Origin of the sequence: Flavobacterium sp. XN-5, assembly GCF_008033395.2 — a bacterium.
GTDB classification, from domain to species: Bacteria; Bacteroidota; Bacteroidia; order Flavobacteriales; family Flavobacteriaceae; genus Flavobacterium; species Flavobacterium hiemivividum.
Genome location: NZ_VOGZ02000006.1, coordinates 135,423 through 156,020, shown reverse-complemented (window position 1 = coordinate 156,020; position 20,598 = coordinate 135,423). Strand labels below are relative to the sequence as shown.

The following is a 20,598-nucleotide window of genomic DNA, read 5'->3' as shown; positions in this document are numbered from 1 at the left end:
GCGTTTAATTTAGTACTTTTAATAGTTTCTAAGTTATTGTTATAGTATAAGTTATAAAAAATACCACGATGCCATTTTTTTAATCGAAGTAATTAAAGTAGCTATTGTTATGAAAAATAAATTCGTTGAATTTGACGCAAACGGACTAACGTATAAGTTGGTGTGTTTCTTTTTTCTTGGCTTGTTGAGCGTCGTAATTATCTTGTCTTATCTAATGTATACTAACTTTAATGCAATTACAAAAAAGCAAGAAAACCGGCATGAGTCCTATCTTGTTGCTGACTTATTAAGACAAAGTGCTGACGATTTAACCCGCTTTTGCAGATTGTATATCATTACCCAGGATGAGAAATATGAAAAGATGTTTTGGGAGGTTTTAAATATACAAAACGGTAATTTGCCTTTTCCTAAAAATTATAATAGAGTGTATTGGGACGTAGTTTTAACCCAAGAGAAAAAGGTGCAGGCTGATTTAAAAGCAGAGTCTTTAGCGGCTAAAATTAGGAATTTGGGTTTTACAACTGAAGAGCTTATAAAGTTAAAGGAAGCAAAATTAAAGTCAGACGATCTAGTCTTTATCGAAGAAAGGGCCATGAATGCCATCAAAGGATTGTATAGAGATGAATCTGGCAATTATACAATTAGGGATAAACCCAATAAAGAGCTCGCTACGGATTTAGTTTTTGGACCGCAGTTTCATAGGGAAAAGGCGGAAATCGCGGAGCCAATCAATGATTTTTTTGAAATGATAGATGTCAGAACAAAAAATGATATTGAGAAAGCTGTAAATCGAGAGAAATTGATCTTGGTTTTAATTTTTGTCTTTATTACAATTACCATGTTAGTGCTATTTTATATACTAATTGTTTTAATGAAGAAAACATTTGCTAATAAAGCCTTAATCGAAAAATACAATAAACGCCTTCGAAGGGATAATAAATTATTAGAAGAAAATAAAAACGAGCTGTCTAAGGCTACTGATATTGCCGAATTAGCAAATAAAGCCAAGTCAGATTTCTTGGCAAATATGAGTCACGAAATCCGGACTCCTATGAATGGTATTTTGGGCTTTATCGAGATCTTGTCTGAAAAAGAAACAGACGCCGAGAAAAAAGAATATTTAGACATTATCAATACCGCTTCTAATAACCTGTTGAACATTATAAATGACATTTTGCATCTCTCAAAGATAGAGTCCGGTTCTTATTCTATAAAGAAAGATGTAGTTGATCTCTATAATGTGGTCAAAAAATCCTCTAGACTATTTGAAGAGCAAGCAAAAGCAAAAGAAGTGAAGTTTATTTTTGAGTTTGATGATAATTTAAAAAAGCATGTGTTGCTATGTGAAATTTCAATTTTACATATTTTAAACAATGTGCTTTCTAATGCAGTAAAATTCACTCATACTGGATTTGTGAAATTATCGGTTAAAGAGCTAGAAGGCGGGATATTAGAGATAGTAGTGGAGGATACCGGAATTGGAATTTGCGAAATTAAGCAGCAAAATTTATACAATCCTTTTGATCAAGGCGAGCATTTTTTAACCAAAAAATATGGCGGAACAGGATTGGGTTTACCCATCGTAAAAAAGCTAGTGGATTTAATGGAGGGCGAGGTGCATTATAAATCAGTTGTAGGGGAGGGAACTACAGTTACCATTTTATTGCCTTTTGAAAGAGCCTCAGATCCTAAAAGTGATGAAATCATTAAGGCGGAGTACATAGAAGTGAAAAAGAACTTAAGAATTCTATCAGCTGATGATGTAGAGATAAATCAGAAGGTACTAGAGAAAATGTTGAAAGGACAATATTTAGAATTCAAAAAAGTATATGATGGAAATGAACTAATCGCTGAATTGGAGAAAGGACATTATGATATTGTTTTTATGGATATTCAAATGCCAGAATTAAATGGAATCGACACGACAAAGTGGATTAGAAACAACAGTAAGTTTCGTTCTATAGTAATTATTGGTGTATCTGCGTTTGCATTAGGTGACGATGCACAAAAAGCTATAGATGCCGGAATGGATGATTACATTACTAAACCGTACAGTAGAAGTGTATTAGTAAATATAGTTAACAAATGGGGAATTAAGATCTTTGCTGCAAATTAATGATTAAATAAATAAAGAGGACTACTTTAATACTCTTCTAATAGAAAGAAGTGCAGTATTGTAGTAAGAAACCTTAATGAATTATCATATTTTTGCAAAAAAAGAATAATTCATAATGATTGATATCGACTACTTAAATTTCCTTGAAAACATTCTTACCGATAACCGCAAAGAGAAATTTCTAAAAGTTTTAGAAAACAGAACAAAACATTTTACTATTGCGGTTGAAGATATTTTCCAGATGCACAATACTAGTGCGGTAATGCGCAGTTGCGAAGTTTTTGGAATTCAGGAATTGAATGTTATCGAACAACGTTATGGGAAAAGTATCGATAAAGAAATTGCAATGGGTGCTCAAAAATGGGTTGATATAAACACCTTTGATAGTATAACCGATTGTGTGGACACTTTGAAAAATAAAGGCTACCAAATCATTGCAACTACTCCCCATGACAGCGATTGTTTATTAGAAGATTTTGACATTTCAAAACCCAGTGCTTTATTTTTCGGAACGGAAAGAGATGGATTATCAGAAGAGATTTTGAACCGTGCTGATGGTTTTTTGAAGATTCCGATGGTGGGTTTCACCGAGAGTTTAAATATCTCTGTGTCTGCTGCAATTATCATTCAAGACTTGACAAATCGACTGCGAAAATCAGATATTGACTGGCATTTATCCGAAGAGGAAATCCTTGTAAAAAGATTAGCCTGGGCTAAGAATTCCATTAAAGATATCAAACGAATAGAGGAGCGATATTTTACAGATAATCCTATTTAATCTTGATACATTTTTCCTGCGTTCTAGTTCGTGAAAAACACTCGAACCGAGGTATTTAATCAATAAAATCCCCAACTACAGCGTGTAATTGGGGATTTTGAATATTATTCTGACATCCTTATTAAGTATATAGGACTGGAGAATATTATTTTAAATCGAAACGATCGGCATTCATTACTTTAGCCCAAGCTTTTACGAAGTCGATTACAAATTTTTCTTTGTTGTCGTCTTGTGCATAAACTTCAGAGTAAGAACGTAAAATAGAATTAGATCCAAATACAAGATCCATACGTGTTGCAGTCCATTTTACTACTCCTGTTTTGCGGTCGCAAATTTCGTAAAGGCCTTTTTCTGTTGGTTTCCATGTATTTCCCATATCGGTTAGGTTGACAAAGAAATCGTTAGTCAAAGCACCTATTGTATTAGTGAAAACACCATGTTTTTCATTGCGATAGTTAGTTCCCAACATTCTCATACCACCAACAAGAACAGTCATTTCTGGTGCCGTTAATCCCATTAGTTGGGTGCGATCCAGCATTAATTCTTCAGAACTCACTACGTACTCTTTTTTACTGTAGTTGCGGTAGCCATCAGCTAATGGTTCTAAAGGTTCAAAAGATACAGCATCGGTCATTTCTGCAGTAGCATCTCCACGACCTGCTGAAAAAGGAACAGTAATTGCATAACCTGCAGTCTTTGCAGCTTGTTCTACTCCTATATTACCTGCTAAGACAATCGTATCAGCGATACTAATACCAAACTCAGATGCAATAGGCTCAAGTACCGATAAAACATATGCCAAACGTTGTGGTTCGTTTGCTTCCCAATCTTTTTGCGGCGCTAAGCGAATACGTGCTCCGTTTGCACCACCACGTTTATCAGATCCACGGAACGTACGTGCGCTATCCCATGCAGTATTTACCATTTCTGAAATAGATAATCCTGATGCAGCAATTTTATCTTTTACAGCAGGTAGATCGTAATCTGTGGTACCTGCAGGAATAGGATCTTGCCAAATTAAATCTTCCTGCGGTACATCTGTACCAAAGTAATTTGCTTTCGGCCCCATATCTCTATGTGTTAATTTAAACCAAGCACGAGCAAAAGTATCTGAAAAATATTCTTGGTCGTTCATAAACTTCAAAGATATCTCTCTATAAATTGGATCAACTTTTAAGGCCATATCAGCGTCTGTCATCATTGGATTTTGGCGGATACTCGGATCTTCAACATCTACGGGTCTGTCTTCATCTTTGATATTCACAGGTTCCCATTGCAGTGCACCAGCGGGACTTTTGCGGGATTCCCATTCGTGATTGAACAACATCTGGAAAAATCCATTATCCCACTTTGTTGGGTGTGTCGTCCATGCACCTTCGAGTCCACTTGTAACAGTATAACGACCTTTCCCTGAATTAGTAGGGTTTCTCCAACCTAATCCTTGTTCTTCTATCCCAGCTGTTTCAGGATCATCGCCTAAAATACTAGCATCACCATTACCATGAGTTTTACCTACGGTATGTCCACCTGCAGTTAAAGCGACCGTCTCTTCATCATTCATGGCCATACGTTTAAATGTTTCACGCATTTGTCCAGCAGTTTTCATAGGATCTTGCTTTCCGTTTACTCCTTCTGGATTCACATAAATTAGCCCCATTTGTACGGCAGCAAGCGGGTTTTCCATCGTTTTTGGATCTTCTACATTAGCATAACGCTCGTCGCTTGGTGCTAGCCATTCTTTTTCAGCTCCCCAGTAAGTATCTGTTTCAGGGCTCCAAATATCTTCACGTCCAAATGCGAATCCGAAGGTGTTTAATCCCATATCTTCATAAGCGATGGTACCTGCGAGCGCAATTAAATCGGCCCAACTTACTTTATTTCCGTATTTTTTCTTGAGAGGCCATAATAATCTTCTTGCTTTGTCTAAACTAACATTATCAGGCCAAGAATTTAAAGGTGCAAAACGTTGATTTCCTGACGCAGCACCTCCACGACCATCAGATATACGGTATGTTCCCGCTGCGTGCCAAGATAATCGTATCATTAAACCTCCATAATGACCCCAATCTGCGGGCCACCAATCTTGACTATCTGTCATTAGAGCATGCATGTCTTTTTTTAAAGCCTCAATATCTAGTTTTTTAAGTTCTTCTTGATAATTAAAGGCTTCTCCTAAAGGATTTGTTTTAGTATCATGTTGATGCAAAATATCAAGGTTAAGGGCATTAGGCCACCATGACATAACACTTGATTTTGATGCTGTATTTCCACCGTGCATTACAGGGCATTTACCTACTGCTGGATCATGGTTGCCTTCAACAATAGTTGCGCCTTGATTTAGTGGAAGCTGTTCGTGATTGACTGGGCATTTACCTTGACCGTTTGCTGGATCTGTATTGTTATTATTTTCCATATTTAATGTTTTTATGAATTTAGTGTGTTTCTTATTTAGTAAATCTAGTGATATTGTATCTTAAAAATCGACATAGTTCATCTTCATGTTTTATCCTGTTATAGATATAATTTATCGCGAAAAAAAATAATATAGAATATACATATAGTAAGCTAAAGAAATAAAAACTATTCGATAGAATTTAAAAATTCACTTGTTTCTTGACTAACTTTTAATCTTAATCTAAGAAAAAACTTTGCCTTGGTTTCTCTCAAAAATAACGAAAATAGTTGAGTTAAAGCCAAAATAATGTGGCTTTAAATAAGTACCACATAGCAATGAAGTGATTTCAATCTGTTGTTTTCGAAGAATGTACGAAATACTGTTTGATTCATAAAATGCTAGTAGGCTTGTGGATTTTTCTATAAATAAAATTTCCGTTCAAGTCTGAAACATTACGATAAAAGCAATTTAGCACGGTCTATATTGATTGGAATATCAGATGGGATTTCTAAGAAATATTCTAATTGCCATTTTTGGGTTTTCTGTGCTTGATTGTTGGTCGCTAAATCCCAAGGAGGATAGACTCTAATAGCGCGCTTACCTTCTTTTCTGCTAGTTGAAATAATGCCCTGCTCGCAAAGTACTGATTTTGGAAATATAAACTGCCCAAGACGATCATCTTTTCTAGTGTTTATAATGACAAGATCAATTGGATCAGTATCGTCAAAGGGTTGAATTGGACCCTTCTCGATTCTTTTCCACAGCGTAACAAATTGTCCTGTTTTAGTGGGAGTGATTTTAGCAGTACGAAAAAGTACCGATTGACTATTTAGAGTAAAAACACAAGCTCCATATTCTGCGCTTTCTTTTTCCTTTTGCGGAAGCGAACATTCAAAACCACATTTATCATAAACTTGTTCTTTGGCGACAAGCAAATCATTATGAATTGTAGTACTATTTGTGCAAGTCATTCGATATAATTTTAAGATTGTTCCAAATATAAAAAATCCCCAACTACATTTCGTAATTGGGGATTGTAATTATTTAGGACTATTTTCAAGACCTGAAAATGGTAATTTAAAAGGATTTATTATTTTACAACAACCCATTGGCCAGTAGCGATTAAGCTTTCGGCTTTTTTAAATTTCATTTCTTGAGTTTGACCGTTAGCCACATTTTGAATCGTAACAGTATCATTACGGTTAATTTTTGGCATATCTCTCACTATAGTTTCAGTAACTTGTCGTTGTTGCGTTTCCCCAGCTTCACGATTTGCACTTTCACTATTTGGAATTGCGTCTTTGCTTAATTGTAAATTTTCTTTAGGACGTACCACTTCTCTAGCTTCCTGAATTTCTGGAGCACTTTGTTGTGGTAAATCACCTTTGAATAAGAAAGAAATCACTTCTTTATTTACACCGTTCAACATAGCGTTGAATAAGTTAAATGCTTCAAATTTATAGATTAGCAAAGGATCTTTTTGTTCGTGAACGGCAAGTTGAACTGATTGTTTCAATTCGTCCATTTTACGTAAGTGCTTTTTCCAAGCTTCATCAACAATAGATAAAGTGATGTTTTTCTCGAAATCAGCAATTAATTGTTTTCCTTCAGTATCATAAGCTTTTTTCAGATCAGTAACAACGTTCAATGATTTCACACCATCTGTAAATGGTACTACAATGCGTTCAAATTGGCTGTTTTTATCTTCGTAAACATTCTTGATGATAGGAAAAGCTTCTCTTGCGCTGCGCTCTGTTTTTTCTTGGTAATATTTTAAAGCTTCTTTGTATACTTTTCCTGTTAGTTCGATTTCAGTCAGTCTTGAGAAATCAGACTCACTAACCGGAGAAGTAATAGAGAAGTAACGAATAAGATCAAATTCAAAGTTTTTGAAACTATTTTCTGCTTTTGCGCTTTGGATAATTAACTCACAAGTATCATACAGCATGTTAGCAATATCCAGTTTTAAACGTTCTCCAAATAAAGCATGACGACGACGTTTGTAAACTACTTCACGTTGTGCATTCATAACATCATCATATTCTAACAAACGCTTACGAACGCCAAAGTTGTTTTCTTCCACTTTTTTCTGCGCGCGCTCGATAGATTTAGTCATCATAGAATGCTGAATCACTTCACCTTCTTCAAGTCCCATTCTGTCCATTACTTTGGCAACTTTTTCAGAACCAAATAAACGCATCAAGTTATCTTCAAGAGACACATAAAATTGTGAACTTCCTGGATCTCCTTGACGACCAGCACGACCTCTTAACTGTCTGTCAACACGACGTGAATCGTGACGCTCTGTGCCTACAATTGCAAGTCCACCAGCAGCTTTAACTTCAGCTGATAATTTAATATCCGTTCCACGACCAGCCATATTAGTTGCAATAGTAACCACACCGGCTTTACCAGCTTCTTCTACGATTTGTGCTTCTTGTTTGTGCATTTTTGCATTCAAGACATTATGAGTAACACCTCTCATTTTAAGCATACGGCTTAATAATTCAGAGATCTCAACAGAAGTAGTACCAATAAGAACTGGTCTTCCTGCATTTGATAATGCTGTAACATCTTCAATAACGGCATTGAATTTCTCACGAGTTGTTTTATAAATAAAATCCTCTTTGTCTTGTCTTGCCATTGGTCTGTTAGTAGGAATTTCTACTACATCCAATTTGTATATTGTCCATAACTCACCTGCTTCAGTAACGGCAGTACCAGTCATACCTGCAAGTTTGTTGTACATTCTAAAATAATTCTGTAAAGTAACAGTAGCAAAAGTTTGAGTTGCAGCCTCGATTTTTACATTCTCTTTGGCTTCGATTGCTTGGTGTAACCCATCAGAATAACGACGTCCATCCATGATACGTCCTGTTTGCTCATCGACAATCATGATTTTATTGTCCATGATAACATATTCTACATCTTTTTCGAAAAGGCTATAGGCTTTCAAAAGTTGAGTCAAGGTGTGAATACGTTCGCTTTTTATTCCGAAATCTTGGAATAATTTTTCTTTTTCTTCTGCTTCAGCATCCTTTTCTAATTTTTTCTTTTCGATAGCAGCAATTTCAGTTCCAATATCTGGAAGAACGAAAAAGTCTGGGTCAGTATCTCCTGAAAGGAATTTAATTCCGTTATCAGTTAATTCTACTTGATTGTTTTTTTCTTCAATTACAAAATACAAGGCCTCATCAATCTTATGCATTTCGCGATTGTTGTCTTGCATGTAGCTGTTTTCGGTTTTTTGAAGCAATTGACGCATTCCTTCTTCACTTAAAAACTTAATTAAAGCTTTGTTTTTAGGTAAACTTCTGTATGCTCTTAAAAGTAAAAACCCACCTTCTTTAGTTTTTCCTTCTTTAAGTAATTTTTTTGCTTCAGATAAAAAACCGTTTGCTATTTGACGTTGTAAACTAACTAAGTTTTCAATTTTTGGTTTTAATTCGTTGAATTCATGACGATCCCCTTGTGGTACTGGACCTGATATAATCAAAGGAGTTCTTGCGTCATCAATCAATACAGAATCGACCTCATCGACAATAGCATAATTGTGTTTTCTTTGTACTAAATCATCTGGCGAATGTGTCATGTTATCTCTTAGATAATCAAAACCAAATTCGTTGTTTGTTCCGTAAGTTACATCAGCGTTGTATGCTTTTTTTCTTCCTTCAGAGCTTGGTTGGTGATTGTCAATACAGTCAACAGTCATACCGTGAAATTCGAATAAAGGCGCTTTCCAGGTACTATCACGTTTTGCTAGATAGTCATTCACAGTTACTAAATGCACTCCGTTTCCAGTTAAAGCATTCAAGTAAATTGGTAAAGTTGCTACTAATGTTTTTCCTTCACCCGTTTGCATCTCTGCCACTTTTCCTTCGTGAAGTACCATACCACCAATTAACTGAACATCATAGTGAATCATGTCCCAAGTAATTTCTTTTCCGGCAGCATTCCATTTATTTTGCCACACCGCTTGATCTCCGTTAAGGCTAACATAAGCTTTAGTTCCAGAGAATTCTCTGTCCATTGCAGTTGCTGTAACAGAAATCTCTGAGTTGTCTTTAAAACGTCTTGCCGTTTCCTTTACAACAGCAAAGGCCTCAGGAAGAATATCTAATAAAGTTTTTTCGGACACCTCGTATGCTTCTTTTTCTAAAGCATCGATTTCCAGATAGATATCTTCTCTTTTGTCAATGTCATCAACTCCTTCAACATCAGTTTTAAGCGTTGCTATTTTAGCATCGATTCCAGCACGGTTCTGTTTAATTTTATCTTTAAAGTAGTAGGTGCGATCTCGTAATTCGTCATGTGTTAGGGCGATAAGACTGATTTCAAAAGTCTTGATTTTGTCAAGGTAAGGTTGCAAAGCTTTAACATCTTTGTCGGATTTGTCTCCAACAAAGGCTTTGATGATGCTATTTATGAAACTCATAATATATTTGTATTTTTAGTTTATTTTAAAATGTAAATTTAACCAAAAAAAAAGCCTCTTCTGAGACTTTTTCCTTGATTATTTTCTAATATTCATCCTCGTTCCAAAGATAATCTTCGTCTGTAGGGTAATCCGGCCAAATTTCTTCCATCGACTCATATATCTCACCTTCGTCTTCAATAGACTGTAGGTTTTCTACCACTTCTAACGGAGCTCCTGCACGTATAGCGTAATCAATAAGTTCGTCTTTGTTAGCAGGCCACGGTGCATCACTTAAATAAGATGCTAGTTCTAATGTCCAATACATTTTTTGTCGATTTAGTTTTGTGCAAAAATAAAAATTTTACTGAAAAAGACAAGTAAAATTCTATTTATTTTTAAAAAAAGTTAAGAACGTTTTGCTTTTAGTGTTCAGTTGTCAGTTTTTAGTGTTCAGTTAATGCTGAAAACGTATCATATATCAGATTTTTTAACTGTGGTCTGAATACTTTCTTACTGATTACTACTTCCTCGGAATCCATTTAACTTCCTCCGCGTTCAAGTCATGAGACAACTTTCGTGCCAATACAAAAAGATAGTCAGAAAGTCGGTTTAGGTATTTAATTGCTATTTCAGCGACTGGTTCATTATGGCTTAGATGAACAGCAAGGCGCTCTGCACGGCGGCACACGCATCTCGCTATATGACAATATGACACAGTTGTGTGTCCGCCTGGTAAGACAAAATGCGTCATTTGAGGGAGTTCACTCTCCATGCTGTCAATTTCGTTTTCTAATAATTCAATGTCAGTTTCTACAATCCCCAAATTTTTCAAGCGAAGTTCTCCACTTTTTAATACTTCTTTTTCTTGGGGCGTAGCTAGAATTGCTCCAATGGTAAACAAACGATCTTGAATTTCTGCTAGGGTTGCTTTGTAATGCGCATTCATATCCTGATCACGAACTAATCCTATATAAGAATTTAGTTCGTCTACAGTTCCATAACTTTCAATTCTAATATGGTCTTTAGGAACTCTTGTCCCTCCAAAAAGTGAGGTTGTTCCTTTGTCACCAGTTTTAGTATATACTTTCATCTCTTTATTTTTTTATTCGTGAATTTTCTTGCTTTTTCAAGGAACTCCAAATTTACTTTATTAATTCCACTATGGCATCAACAAATCGTTCTAAGGAACCTTCGCTTAGGTTAAAATACAAATCAGGTTCGATGCATTCTACTTCCATCAGGTGTAACTCCTTGTCTATTACAATTCCGTCTACTCTGGCGTACAATAATTTTCCTGTAAAGCTGTCTACAACTTTTTGCGCTTTAGCGATTAGTTCTGCGTCAGGATGTATCACTCGATATATTCCGCCAAATTGTACTTGAATCCTGAATTCACCTGGAACTGGTTTTTTATTTACCGCATGGGAGAACTTTTTATTAAAGAATATAAAGGAAGTTTCGCCTACAGTTTGAATTTCGGGCATAAATTGCTGTACTAGCAATTCTTTTTCGGAAGCAATAGTTTGATATTGGGTATTTATTTTGTCTATATCGGCAGTAACAAAGACTTCAGTGAGGTAAGATCCTGCAGAAAAGGCTGGTTTTATCACTGCTTTTTCCCAATGCGTCGGTATAATCTCTTTTAAATTGAAATCAGTAGTTTTATCTATGAATACGGTAGGGATAATTTTAATTCCCTGCTGTTCTAATTGACGCAGATAAAATTTGTGCTTGTTCTGTTTTATGACTTCAATGGGATTGAGTGTCTTAATTCCTAGTTTTTCTATTTGGTCAAGCCAAAGGTTGAATTCGGTTTCTTTTTCAAAATAATCCCAGGTATTTCGAAAAATCAAATAATCAAAATCATTCCAATTACTATTTTTATCATCCCAAATTTCAGCGGTTGCGGTAATATTGTATTTCGCTAATTCTGGAATTAAAAGTTGGTCTTGCGGCGTTAATTTATGAAGTTTTTGGCAGGTTAGTAAGGCTATTTTCATTTTCGAATAGTGTAATGGGTTAATGGATTCTATTTTAGAAACGATTCTCCTAGCCCAGATAGAAGTGAAAATCCTTTTTTATCCTGAGTTAAGGATAAAAAAGATTGTAGCGGATAGCTGGAAAAGCTCCTAACTAAAACTATTTTGTAGTATCACTTTCAATCATACCATCACGCAAACGAATAATTCTATGTGCGTAAGCGGCCACTTCCTCTTCGTGAGTCACTAAAATAACGGTATTGCCTTGTTCATGAATATCGTTAAAGAGTTTCATGATTTCATCAGAAGTTTTACTGTCTAAGTTTCCTGTGGGCTCATCAGCAAGAATGATAGACGGTTTATTGACTAAGGCTCTGGCAATGGCTACCCGCTGGCGCTGTCCACCTGATAATTGATTGGGCTGATGGTCCATTCGATCACCAAGGTTGACTTGCTCTAAAACTTCGGTAGCGCGAGCCGTTCTTTCTGATTTTGAATATCCAGCATAAATCATTGGCAAAGCAACATTAGCAAGCGCCGTAGTACGCGGTAAGAGGTTAAAAGTTTGAAAAACAAAACCAATCTCTTTGTTTCTGATTTCGGCTAATTCATCATCTTTTTGTTTGCTTACATCTTGTCCATTAAGAATATAGGTTCCAGATGTGGGTGTGTCTAAGCAACCTAAAAGATTCATCAAGGTAGACTTTCCAGAGCCTGATGGTCCCATAAGTGCTACGTATTCTCCTTTATTAATTTCTAAATCAATACCTTTTAAGACATAAATAATCTCGTTACCAAGGACAAAATCTCTTTTGATATCGGTTATTTTTATTAATGGATTTGACATGTTTTTTTGCAATTGATGAATTATGGTTTCTGAATTTTAAAAGTACAAAACACTTTTTAATTAAAGGTAAGTTGCTTAAAATAGATTTTTGTTACAAAAATTTAAAGGATAGTACTTATAATCTTTTGACAGTCACTTTCTATATAAGGTGTAAATTTTAAATTGACATCGACTATTTGATAGTAATACTATATAAAATGGATGAAATAATCTGTTCCTGTGCAATATAATAGTACTATTTTTATAATTGAATAGTTTAATATAAGCCTTCTCAATTCCTTTAGATTTGATGTTTATTCCAATTTATTTCACAATTTTGGGAATTGTTTATATAATTAACATGTTTATATTGAATGCAATACAATGCTATGTACATTTGAATTATAATATTTAACTAATATAAAATCAAACATTATGAAAAGTACAAATTTAGTATTGGGAATGGCGGTTATCGCCTTAGGATTTACATCTTGTAAAGACGAAAAAACAGAAGCAGCAAATAAAACAGTAGAGTCTTATGTTGTATATGTTGACTCATTAGAAAATGTAGCTGTAGAAGATGCTAAAGCGAACTGGTCTGCGATTGAAGCTACGTATGAAGTAAGAAGCAGTCAAGCTGAAACGGCACTTGTAGATTTAAAAGAAAGTGCAGACGCAAAAGCTAGAATAGAAGCAAGTAGAGCAAAATATGCTGCATTGCAAGCTAGAATGCAAGCAGACATGCAGGCTGCAGCTCCAAGTTCAAAACAACAAATTAGAAATTCATTGTTTGGTGAAGGAAAAATTGGAGATGATATGAATTTTGATTGGGTAAATAAAGACAATATTCTTAGTGTATACAGACAATTTATTCATACTGCCGAAGATAATAAAGACAACTATTCTCGTGAAGATTGGGATGAAATTAAATTAATGTATGAAGCATTAGACAGCAGAAAAAACACTGTAGAAAAAGAAGGTCTTTCTTCGTCTGACAATAAAGAAATTGCAGGTTTAAAATTCAAATTTGCACCAATGTTAAAAGTTAACAGAATGGGTGCTAAATCTGAAGAAATGCAAGAAGCTAAACAATAATGTTTTACTAATTTATAGTATAAAAGGCAGTCAGGGATGGCTGCCTTTTTTTGTATTTATCAAATTCTAATGATAAAATGTTCTTTTGGTTGTTCATATCTAAAGAAAACAAATCCCCATTGAAATGTGTCAATGGTTACTGTAACCTTTGGATGTTTTTTTATTGTTTCCCAAGCACCCTCCATTTCTGCTGACCAGTGTATATCATCAAAAATCCACACGGTGTCATTAGTTATGGTGGGTAATAAAAGGTCAAAATAGTCTAATGTTGCCTGTTTCTGATGGTTGCCGTCGAAGTAGATTAAGGAAAAGTTTTTAGTTTGTATTTTCGATGATAAATTCAATTTTTCTAAATAACTGCTGAACTCACTTACGACAAATTCTACATTGGTTAAACCAAATTTTTCTAATCGCTCTTGGGCAATTTTTGATGTTTCTGGACAACCTTCAAGTGTCGTTATTTTTGCGTTTTTATATCCCAAAGAAATCGCAGCTGTTGCTAATCCCAAAGAAGTTCCTATTTCTAAAACGGTGTCTGTTTCAAAATAATTACTAATTCGGAATAATAACTCCGCTCTTTTTTGAGATATTCCGGCCGTTCTTGCAATCTTGGCTATTTCTCTGTTATTGGATTTAAAGACTTTGGAACCGGCGCCAAAATCTGTGACCTCAATTGTGTTTTTGTTTGCTAAAAGTGCCTTACGATATTCTTTTAATACCTGGTATTCCGGTTTTGGCTTGCTATCATAAAAACATTTGGTAATCAAATTGAATACAAAAGGGGAGTGTACGGCATGCTCGTTCTTCGAGTGCCACAAGAAATTTATGTAAGATTTGATTTGGAATAGCATGGTCATATTTCGCAAAGATTCACAAAGAAAGCGCGAAGATACACAGAGAATTGTTTACAATAAATAGAAAACTCGCAGATTTATGCTTGTTGTTGATCTCAAGTGACTATTGTTTGATGTTTTTAGAAGTTTTTTAATTAGGGCTAAAGATATTGGATTAATAAAAACAAACCCCAACAATTCCAGCATTACTGCTAAAAATATTGGGGAATTTTAAATTATAAAAAGTTCTAGCAATCAGTTCCCCCTTTGGGGGTTAGGGGGATATTATCCCTCCATTTTTGCGCTCAGTTCAAACCATCTTTCTTCTTTGGCTTCCATTTTATTGATGAGGTTTTGTAGTTCTTTGCCTTTTCTTTCGATATCAACATCTGCTACTTTTCCTTCAGAGAATAATAGCTCAATCTTGGCTTTTTGTTCTTCCAAATCCTTAATTTCTCTCTCTGTTTTTTGGAATTCTTTTTGCTCGTTGAAAGTTAAATTCCCTGTTGGGTTATTTTGCTTCCAGTCTTTCTTCTCTGCTTTGTTTTCCTCTTTTTGTGCTACGTCTGCACTGTCTTCGTAAGCTCTAAAATCAGAATAGTTTCCAGGGAAATTTTCTACAACTCCTTGTCCTCTAAAGATAAACAAGTGATCCACAATTTTATCCATGAAATAACGGTCGTGCGAAACTACCAAAAGACACCCAGGATAATCCAAAAGAAAACTCTCAAGAACGTTTAAGGTTACGATATCCAAATCGTTTGTTGGCTCATCGAGAATCAAGAAGTTAGGATTTTGAATCAAAACGGTACACAAGTACAAACGTTTTAATTCCCCACCGCTCAAGCGATCTACAAAATCGTATTGTTTTTTGGCGTCAAAAAGAAAACGTTCCAATAATTGTGAAGCTGAAATCAATTTCCCTTTCATCAACGGGATAAATTCTCCATATTCCTTGATGACATCAATTACACGTTGTCCCGGTTTTGGGTTGATTCCACTTTGAGTATAGTAGCCTAATTTTATGGTTTCGCCGATAACCACTTTTCCACTATCAAGAGGCAACGTTCCAGTCAATAAGTTCAAAAATGTTGATTTTCCTGTTCCGTTTTTACCAATGATTCCAATGCGTTCTCCTGGTTGAAAGTCAAAACTGAAATTATCCATGATCACATGCTCCTTGAATTTCTTGGAGATTTTGTGAAGCTCGATAATCTTACTTCCCATACGTTCCATATTGATTTCCAGTTCCACTTTGTTTTCCTTACGGCGACTTTGGGCTTTTTCTTTAATGTCGTAGAAATCATCTTGACGCGATTTCGATTTAGTCGTTCTCGCTTTTGGCTGACGTCGCATCCATTCTAATTCTTTTACGAATAGATTTTGTGCTTTGTCAACGCTGGCGTTTTCAGAGGCAATGCGCTCTTCTTTTTTCTCTAAATAGTAAGAGTAGTTTCCTTTGTAGGAATATAATTTACCGTTGTCTAATTCGATGATTTCATTACAAACGCGCTCTAAGAAAAAACGGTCGTGAGTTACCATGAACAAGGTAATGTTTTCTTTGGCAAAATAGCTTTCTAACCATTCGATCATCTCTAAATCCAAGTGATTGGTAGGTTCATCTAAGATCAATAAATCAGGACGGTTAATCAAGATGATAGCTAGAGACAAACGTTTTTTCTGTCCACCCGAAAGATTTTTTACTTTCAGTTTGAAATCTTCTAATTTCAGTTTGAACAAAATTTGCTTGTATTGAGTCTCAAAGTCCCAAGCATTATGTCTGTCCATTCCGTCAAAAGCTTTTTGGTAAACCTCTTCATCTTCGGGGTTTTCCAATGCTTTTTCGTAGGCTTCAATTACTTTCAAAATCTCATTATCTGAGGCGAAAATGCTTTCTTCAATGGTCAGTTCGTCTTGTAGATTATTATTTTGAGATAAGAAAGCCATTTTGATTCCTTTTCTCAAAACTACTTGTCCCGAATCAGATTCTTCCAAGCCATTAATGATACTCATTATGGTGGTTTTTCCAGAGCCGTTTTTGGCTATAAAAGCAATTTTTTGGTCTTTATTAATCCCAAAAGAGATATTTTCAAAAAGCGTTCTCTCGCCAAAAGATTTCGAGATATTTTCAACAGATAAGTAATTCATGCTTGTAACTTGATGTATATGTTATGATTAGGGTCTTTTTTAATTGGGAATTTATAATTAGATGCCTAATTATAAGATGCCAAAAAAAAAACCACCGTGCAAAGGTAGTTTATTATTCTTAGGTTAAAATTATTTCGAAAAAAGAACTTTTTCTAATTCAGCGATTATAAGCCAGTTAAATAAATCATAAACATGTGTATTAATTTGAGATTTATCAGTTTATGCTACAGAGTTGATTGCATTAGAATTGCTTTTATTGATTCGAATTTTTCACACTGCTTATTACTTGCAATTATAGCTAAAGCAATTTAAGCAATGCAAGTATAACACCTACAATCCCGCCTACAACAGCACCATTCAATCGGATGTATTGTAAGTCATTACCAACTTTATCTTCAATTTGTTCGACAAGTTCTTTATTGTTGAGTTTCATCATGCTAGAGCGAACCATATTCCCTATTTCACTGTGGAATTTTACCAGCAATTCCGAAACGGTTTCCCGAATATAAATGTTGATTTTTTGTTGAGCAGCTGGATCCTCTCGTAAATCAACTAACATGCGATTGAGATTAGAAATCAGGAATTGCATCAGCGGCGTTTCATTGTTCTGCAATTGTGCCGTTAGCGTTTCTTTGGAACTAATCAAAAGCGTGTGTATTACTTTTTCCTCTTCAACATGCTGCATTACACGTTCTTTTAGATTTTCGATTAAGTTGATTGACTTTTCATCACCAGAAGTGAGTTGCTGTGCAAAACCAAGCATCCAGTCGTCAAATTTGGATCGAATGGGATGATTAGCGTCTGTTTTAGCATCTGACATCAGCTCTTTTGCTTTCAAAAGAAGGTCATCAGCAATAAGATTTAAATCAATTCCGCCACTTTTCTCCGCTAAAAACAGCGCTGTTTTTTTGAAAAAACCTTTCTCGGAGTATTCCTCTGCTGCCTCTTTAAGCTTTGCAAGAAGTAATGTTTTTGTCTCGGGATTTGTAATAGATTTTCCAGTTTCCTCAATAATTAGTTCCCATATTTGATGATGGTCTCCATTCTTAATCGATTTTTGTAACCAAGCGCCTAAAGGTGAGGCTAAATCGATACTGGAAACCTGATCTTTTAGTATTTTTTGTAAGGCGTCAGCAAATCTTGGATTGTCTAATTCATCAACTAATTTCAAAACTATATTTTGAATTAAACTAATCGCATTCTGTTGGTTTTTTGGTTGCTGGATGAAATCCAAAATAATTTTAGCCAAGTCCACTTCGTTTAGTTTCTCGGCAATAACATCGGGTGAAAGCCATTTATTAGTCACTAAATCGACGATTCCTTCGGTAAGTTTTTCACGATTCTTAGCAATTATATTCGTGTGCTTACGCACAAATGGAATTGGAATTTCATGAAATAATGCACTGACCGCAAACCAATCAGCAAATCCACCGATGGTCGCTGCTTCAAAACCTGCGGTGACAATTTTCCAACCTTGATGAGTTAGAATATCCATGCGAAGCAATACTTCAAAAAACACTAGTCCTCCGAAGGCAACAAGTAAAGAGATCGATCCGAGGTTGTTTTTCATGGGTTTTATTAGTTTAATAAAGACTTTTGACTGTAGAAATGTAGGGAATTATCGTGGAATATTTTTCGTAAAATCAATTTTATTGATACAAAAAGAATATTTTCTGTAAAATGAAAGCGTGAAATAATCCTACTCGAGTTATTGTCGTAGATAGTGAGACAAAAAAGGACTCAAATTCAATTGATGCAGCTGCTGGGGTACAGCTAAAAATGGTTTTCTTGTAAATTTTTCATTGCTTAGATAGTACTGCAAGCCATTTTGAGTGGTAATACCTTCAATTTGGTGAAAAGGGAGTGCTATTTTGATTTTTCGTTTATTGCCCGAGAAAAAGTTGGAACGTTCATAGTCATAGAAAAGATAAACAAACGGAGATAACGATTTACTATAACCGCTAAGTACAAGCAGTTTTTTATCTGGTACAATCGTAGCCGAAGTAATCAAGCCATTTACATTAAAAACGTCTTTCAATTGAGCGGTATAATTCCCTGGAGTCTTCGGGATGACATAGACAGTCGTTCTTTTTTGCTTCCATTGTTTTGTAAATAAGTAGATGCTATCATTTAAAACAACAAAGGCTTCGCAATCAAAATTAGTTGTGTTAGATTTTATTTTGGTAAAATCAGTCTGGTTTGAATATGAGAATGAAATAGTATCTATTTTTTGAGAATTCCCTTCTAGCGATTTTTTTTCGACTCTTAAAATACACAGGTCTTTTCTATTTCCTGATACATTATTTCCAAAATCACCAATATAAAAATAGCTGCCGTCCTGTGCGATTTCTTCCCAGTCTTTGTTGGTTACATTTTTGAGAGCTATTTTCTTTTGAATCACACCGCTGGTATGGACTCCGTAAATTGTGTTGTCAGTGTCGTCATTCATCGTCCACAATAGATTATCGCTGTAAACTAAGCCAGATGTTTCGTGAAGCGCGTCAGTTAATAGTGCAGAGTACGTCGGTTTTATTTTTGTCGAAGGATACTTACAACTGCCGTCATTTACAGTCGCTGTTGGATTGAAATTTTTAGACAGCGGATCTGTACATCCCGAAATTTGAGCGTGAATCTGACTAATGAAAAACAGGAATGTTATTAAAAATGCTTTTTTCAATGACGAGGATTGGTTTTATTATAATTTTTTGTTTTCCAAAAGTAGTTGATTCGCGGGATTAAAATCGGTTTTAGAGATGAATCATTGGGTTTTATTTGGATAATTGCAGCTCTGTTTTACTTTGTCGTTGTGATTTTGCATCTTAAAATATATCTTTGGAGATGCAATTGTCAGTAATCATTCTCAATTATAACGTCCGTTATTTCCTGGAATTATGTGTTTTAAGCGTGCAAAGTGCTTTAGAACATATTGATGGCGAAATAATCGTTGTCGATAATAATTCAGAAGATGATAGTTGTCAAATGATGAAGCTGCGTTTTCCGAATGTAAAACTCATTGAAAATAGAGATAATTATGGTTTTCCGAAAGGGAATAATATAGGTGTTGCTGTCGCTCAAGGCAAATACATTTGCATCCTTAATCCAGATACCGTAGTTGCCGAAGATACTTTTACAAAAGTATTGGCTTTCGCCGAAAGGCAAAAAAACCTCGGAATCGTGGGTACGAAACTCATTGACGGGGCAGGAAATTTTCTACCAGAAAGTAAAAGGGGAGTGCCCACACCTTTTGTAGCTTTTACAAAAATGATAGGCGTGTACAAGTTGTTTCCAAAAGTGAATGTATTGGGAAAATATTATGCACAACATGTATCAGAAAATGAAACGGCCAAAGTCGATATTCTCGTTGGTGCTTTCATGCTGATGAAAAGGGATTCGTATCAGGAATTAGGTGGCTTTGATGAAAACTGTTTCATGTACTCAGACGACATAGATTTGTCCTATAGAATGCTATTAAAAAGAAAGTCCAACTATTATTATCACGAAACTACAGTTATTCATTATAAAGGCGAAAGTACCATAAAAGATGGGGTTTACATGAAACGGTTTCAGGAGGCCATGGAGTTTTTCTATAAAAAGCACTTCAAAGTATCGAGGTTCTTTTCATTTTTCATGAAAACAGGGATTCTATTTTTTTCTTTTATAAAAATGTTTCAAGGTCAAGCCAAAGCAAAGAAGATCCCGCAGTCGTATATTTTATATTCTTCTAATGTTGAGTTAATTAACAAAATAGCGTCAAAACTTCAAAAAAAAGTGTTTTTACACGATTTGAAAACAGAAAAAATGGTAATTTCGTCAAAGATTTCATTGGAAACCAAGACAGAAGTATTGTTGGATAACAATTATATTTCATTTAAAGAACTAATAAATTTTATAGAATCGTTAGAAAACAAGAGGTTATCCTTTAAAGTGTTACCAAAAAACACTGCTTTTTTTATAGGCAGTGATCATTCTAATGAAAGAGGAGCGATTGTAAAATTAGAATGATAAATTACA

The 20,598-nt window shown here is 35.0% G+C and carries 15 protein-coding genes; 4 read left to right on the top strand and 11 right to left on the bottom strand.

All coding sequences use genetic code 11. From position 1 onward, the window contains the following. The first annotated feature begins 109 nt into the window (after positions 1 to 109). Both FQU23_RS11730 and FQU23_RS11725 read left to right on the top strand, forming a co-directional pair. Positions 110 to 2,116, top strand: coding sequence for a response regulator (locus FQU23_RS11730; RefSeq protein WP_147673986.1), 2,007 nt, complete (start codon positions 110 to 112; stop codon positions 2,114 to 2,116). A 115-nt stretch (positions 2,117 to 2,231) separates the two neighbouring features. Beyond that, positions 2,232 to 2,894, top strand: coding sequence for a TrmH family RNA methyltransferase (locus FQU23_RS11725; protein WP_147673985.1), 663 nt, complete (start codon positions 2,232 to 2,234; stop codon positions 2,892 to 2,894). Between the two features lie 145 nt (positions 2,895 to 3,039). Here FQU23_RS11725 and katG read toward each other — a convergent pair whose 3' ends face one another. The 7 genes from katG to FQU23_RS11690 all read right to left on the bottom strand — a co-directional run bounded on the left by katG (position 3,040) and on the right by FQU23_RS11690 (position 12,532). Next, positions 3,040 to 5,307 carry a catalase/peroxidase HPI gene (gene katG, locus FQU23_RS11720; protein WP_209282347.1) on the bottom strand — a complete coding sequence of 756 codons (2,268 nt, stop codon included), beginning with the start codon at positions 5,305 to 5,307 and terminating at the stop codon, positions 3,040 to 3,042. Between the two features lie 434 nt (positions 5,308 to 5,741). Further along, positions 5,742 to 6,260, bottom strand: coding sequence for a MepB family protein (locus tag FQU23_RS11715; RefSeq protein ID WP_147673984.1), 519 nt, complete (start codon positions 6,258 to 6,260; stop codon positions 5,742 to 5,744). 119 nt (positions 6,261 to 6,379) lie between these two features. Next, complete coding sequence (gene secA / locus FQU23_RS11710) at positions 6,380 to 9,724, bottom strand: preprotein translocase subunit SecA (protein ID WP_147673983.1); 3,345 nt, start codon at positions 9,722 to 9,724, stop codon at positions 6,380 to 6,382. An 85-nt stretch (positions 9,725 to 9,809) separates the two neighbouring features. Continuing rightward, entirely contained in the window at positions 9,810 to 10,031 is a 222-nt protein-coding gene (locus FQU23_RS11705; RefSeq protein ID WP_007138072.1) for a DUF2795 domain-containing protein, read from the bottom strand. 195 nt (positions 10,032 to 10,226) lie between these two features. Beyond that, entirely contained in the window at positions 10,227 to 10,796 is a 570-nt protein-coding gene (locus tag FQU23_RS11700; protein ID WP_147673982.1) for a cob(I)yrinic acid a,c-diamide adenosyltransferase, read from the bottom strand. A 52-nt stretch (positions 10,797 to 10,848) separates the two neighbouring features. Next, on the bottom strand, positions 10,849 to 11,706 hold the full coding sequence (locus FQU23_RS11695; RefSeq protein WP_147673981.1) for a RimK family alpha-L-glutamate ligase: 858 nt from the start codon (positions 11,704 to 11,706) through the stop codon (positions 10,849 to 10,851). Between the two features lie 139 nt (positions 11,707 to 11,845). After that, a complete protein-coding gene (locus FQU23_RS11690; RefSeq protein WP_147673980.1) occupies positions 11,846 to 12,532 on the bottom strand; it encodes an ABC transporter ATP-binding protein in 687 nt (228 codons plus the stop codon). 414 nt (positions 12,533 to 12,946) lie between these two features. Here FQU23_RS11690 and FQU23_RS11685 point away from each other — a divergent pair, with 414 nt between their 5' ends. Then, a complete protein-coding gene (locus FQU23_RS11685; protein WP_147673979.1) occupies positions 12,947 to 13,606 on the top strand; it encodes a hypothetical protein in 660 nt (219 codons plus the stop codon). Positions 13,607 to 13,665: 59 nt separating this feature from the next. On the opposite strand, the gene FQU23_RS11680 is transcribed toward FQU23_RS11685, so the two are convergent. The 4 genes from FQU23_RS11680 to FQU23_RS11665 form a co-directional block, all read right to left on the bottom strand. Then, positions 13,666 to 14,457, bottom strand: a complete 792-nt coding sequence (locus FQU23_RS11680) for an O-methyltransferase (RefSeq protein WP_147674038.1) — start codon at positions 14,455 to 14,457, stop codon at positions 13,666 to 13,668. Positions 14,458 to 14,724: 267 nt separating this feature from the next. Next, positions 14,725 to 16,587 (bottom strand): ABC-F family ATP-binding cassette domain-containing protein, encoded by a 1,863-nt coding sequence (locus FQU23_RS11675; protein WP_147673978.1) that lies wholly within the window; start codon positions 16,585 to 16,587, stop codon positions 14,725 to 14,727. Positions 16,588 to 16,885: 298 nt separating this feature from the next. Continuing rightward, positions 16,886 to 18,157, bottom strand: a complete 1,272-nt coding sequence (locus FQU23_RS11670) for a DUF445 domain-containing protein (protein WP_147673977.1) — start codon at positions 18,155 to 18,157, stop codon at positions 16,886 to 16,888. A 138-nt stretch (positions 18,158 to 18,295) separates the two neighbouring features. Further along, a complete protein-coding gene (locus tag FQU23_RS11665) occupies positions 18,296 to 19,264 on the bottom strand; it encodes a T9SS C-terminal target domain-containing protein (protein ID WP_209282346.1) in 969 nt (322 codons plus the stop codon). A gap of 161 nt (positions 19,265 to 19,425) precedes the next feature. Between FQU23_RS11665 and FQU23_RS11660 the strand changes: the two genes are divergently transcribed. Further along, positions 19,426 to 20,589, top strand: coding sequence for a glycosyltransferase family 2 protein (locus FQU23_RS11660; RefSeq protein WP_147673976.1), 1,164 nt, complete (start codon positions 19,426 to 19,428; stop codon positions 20,587 to 20,589). Positions 20,590 to 20,598 lie beyond the last annotated feature (9 nt).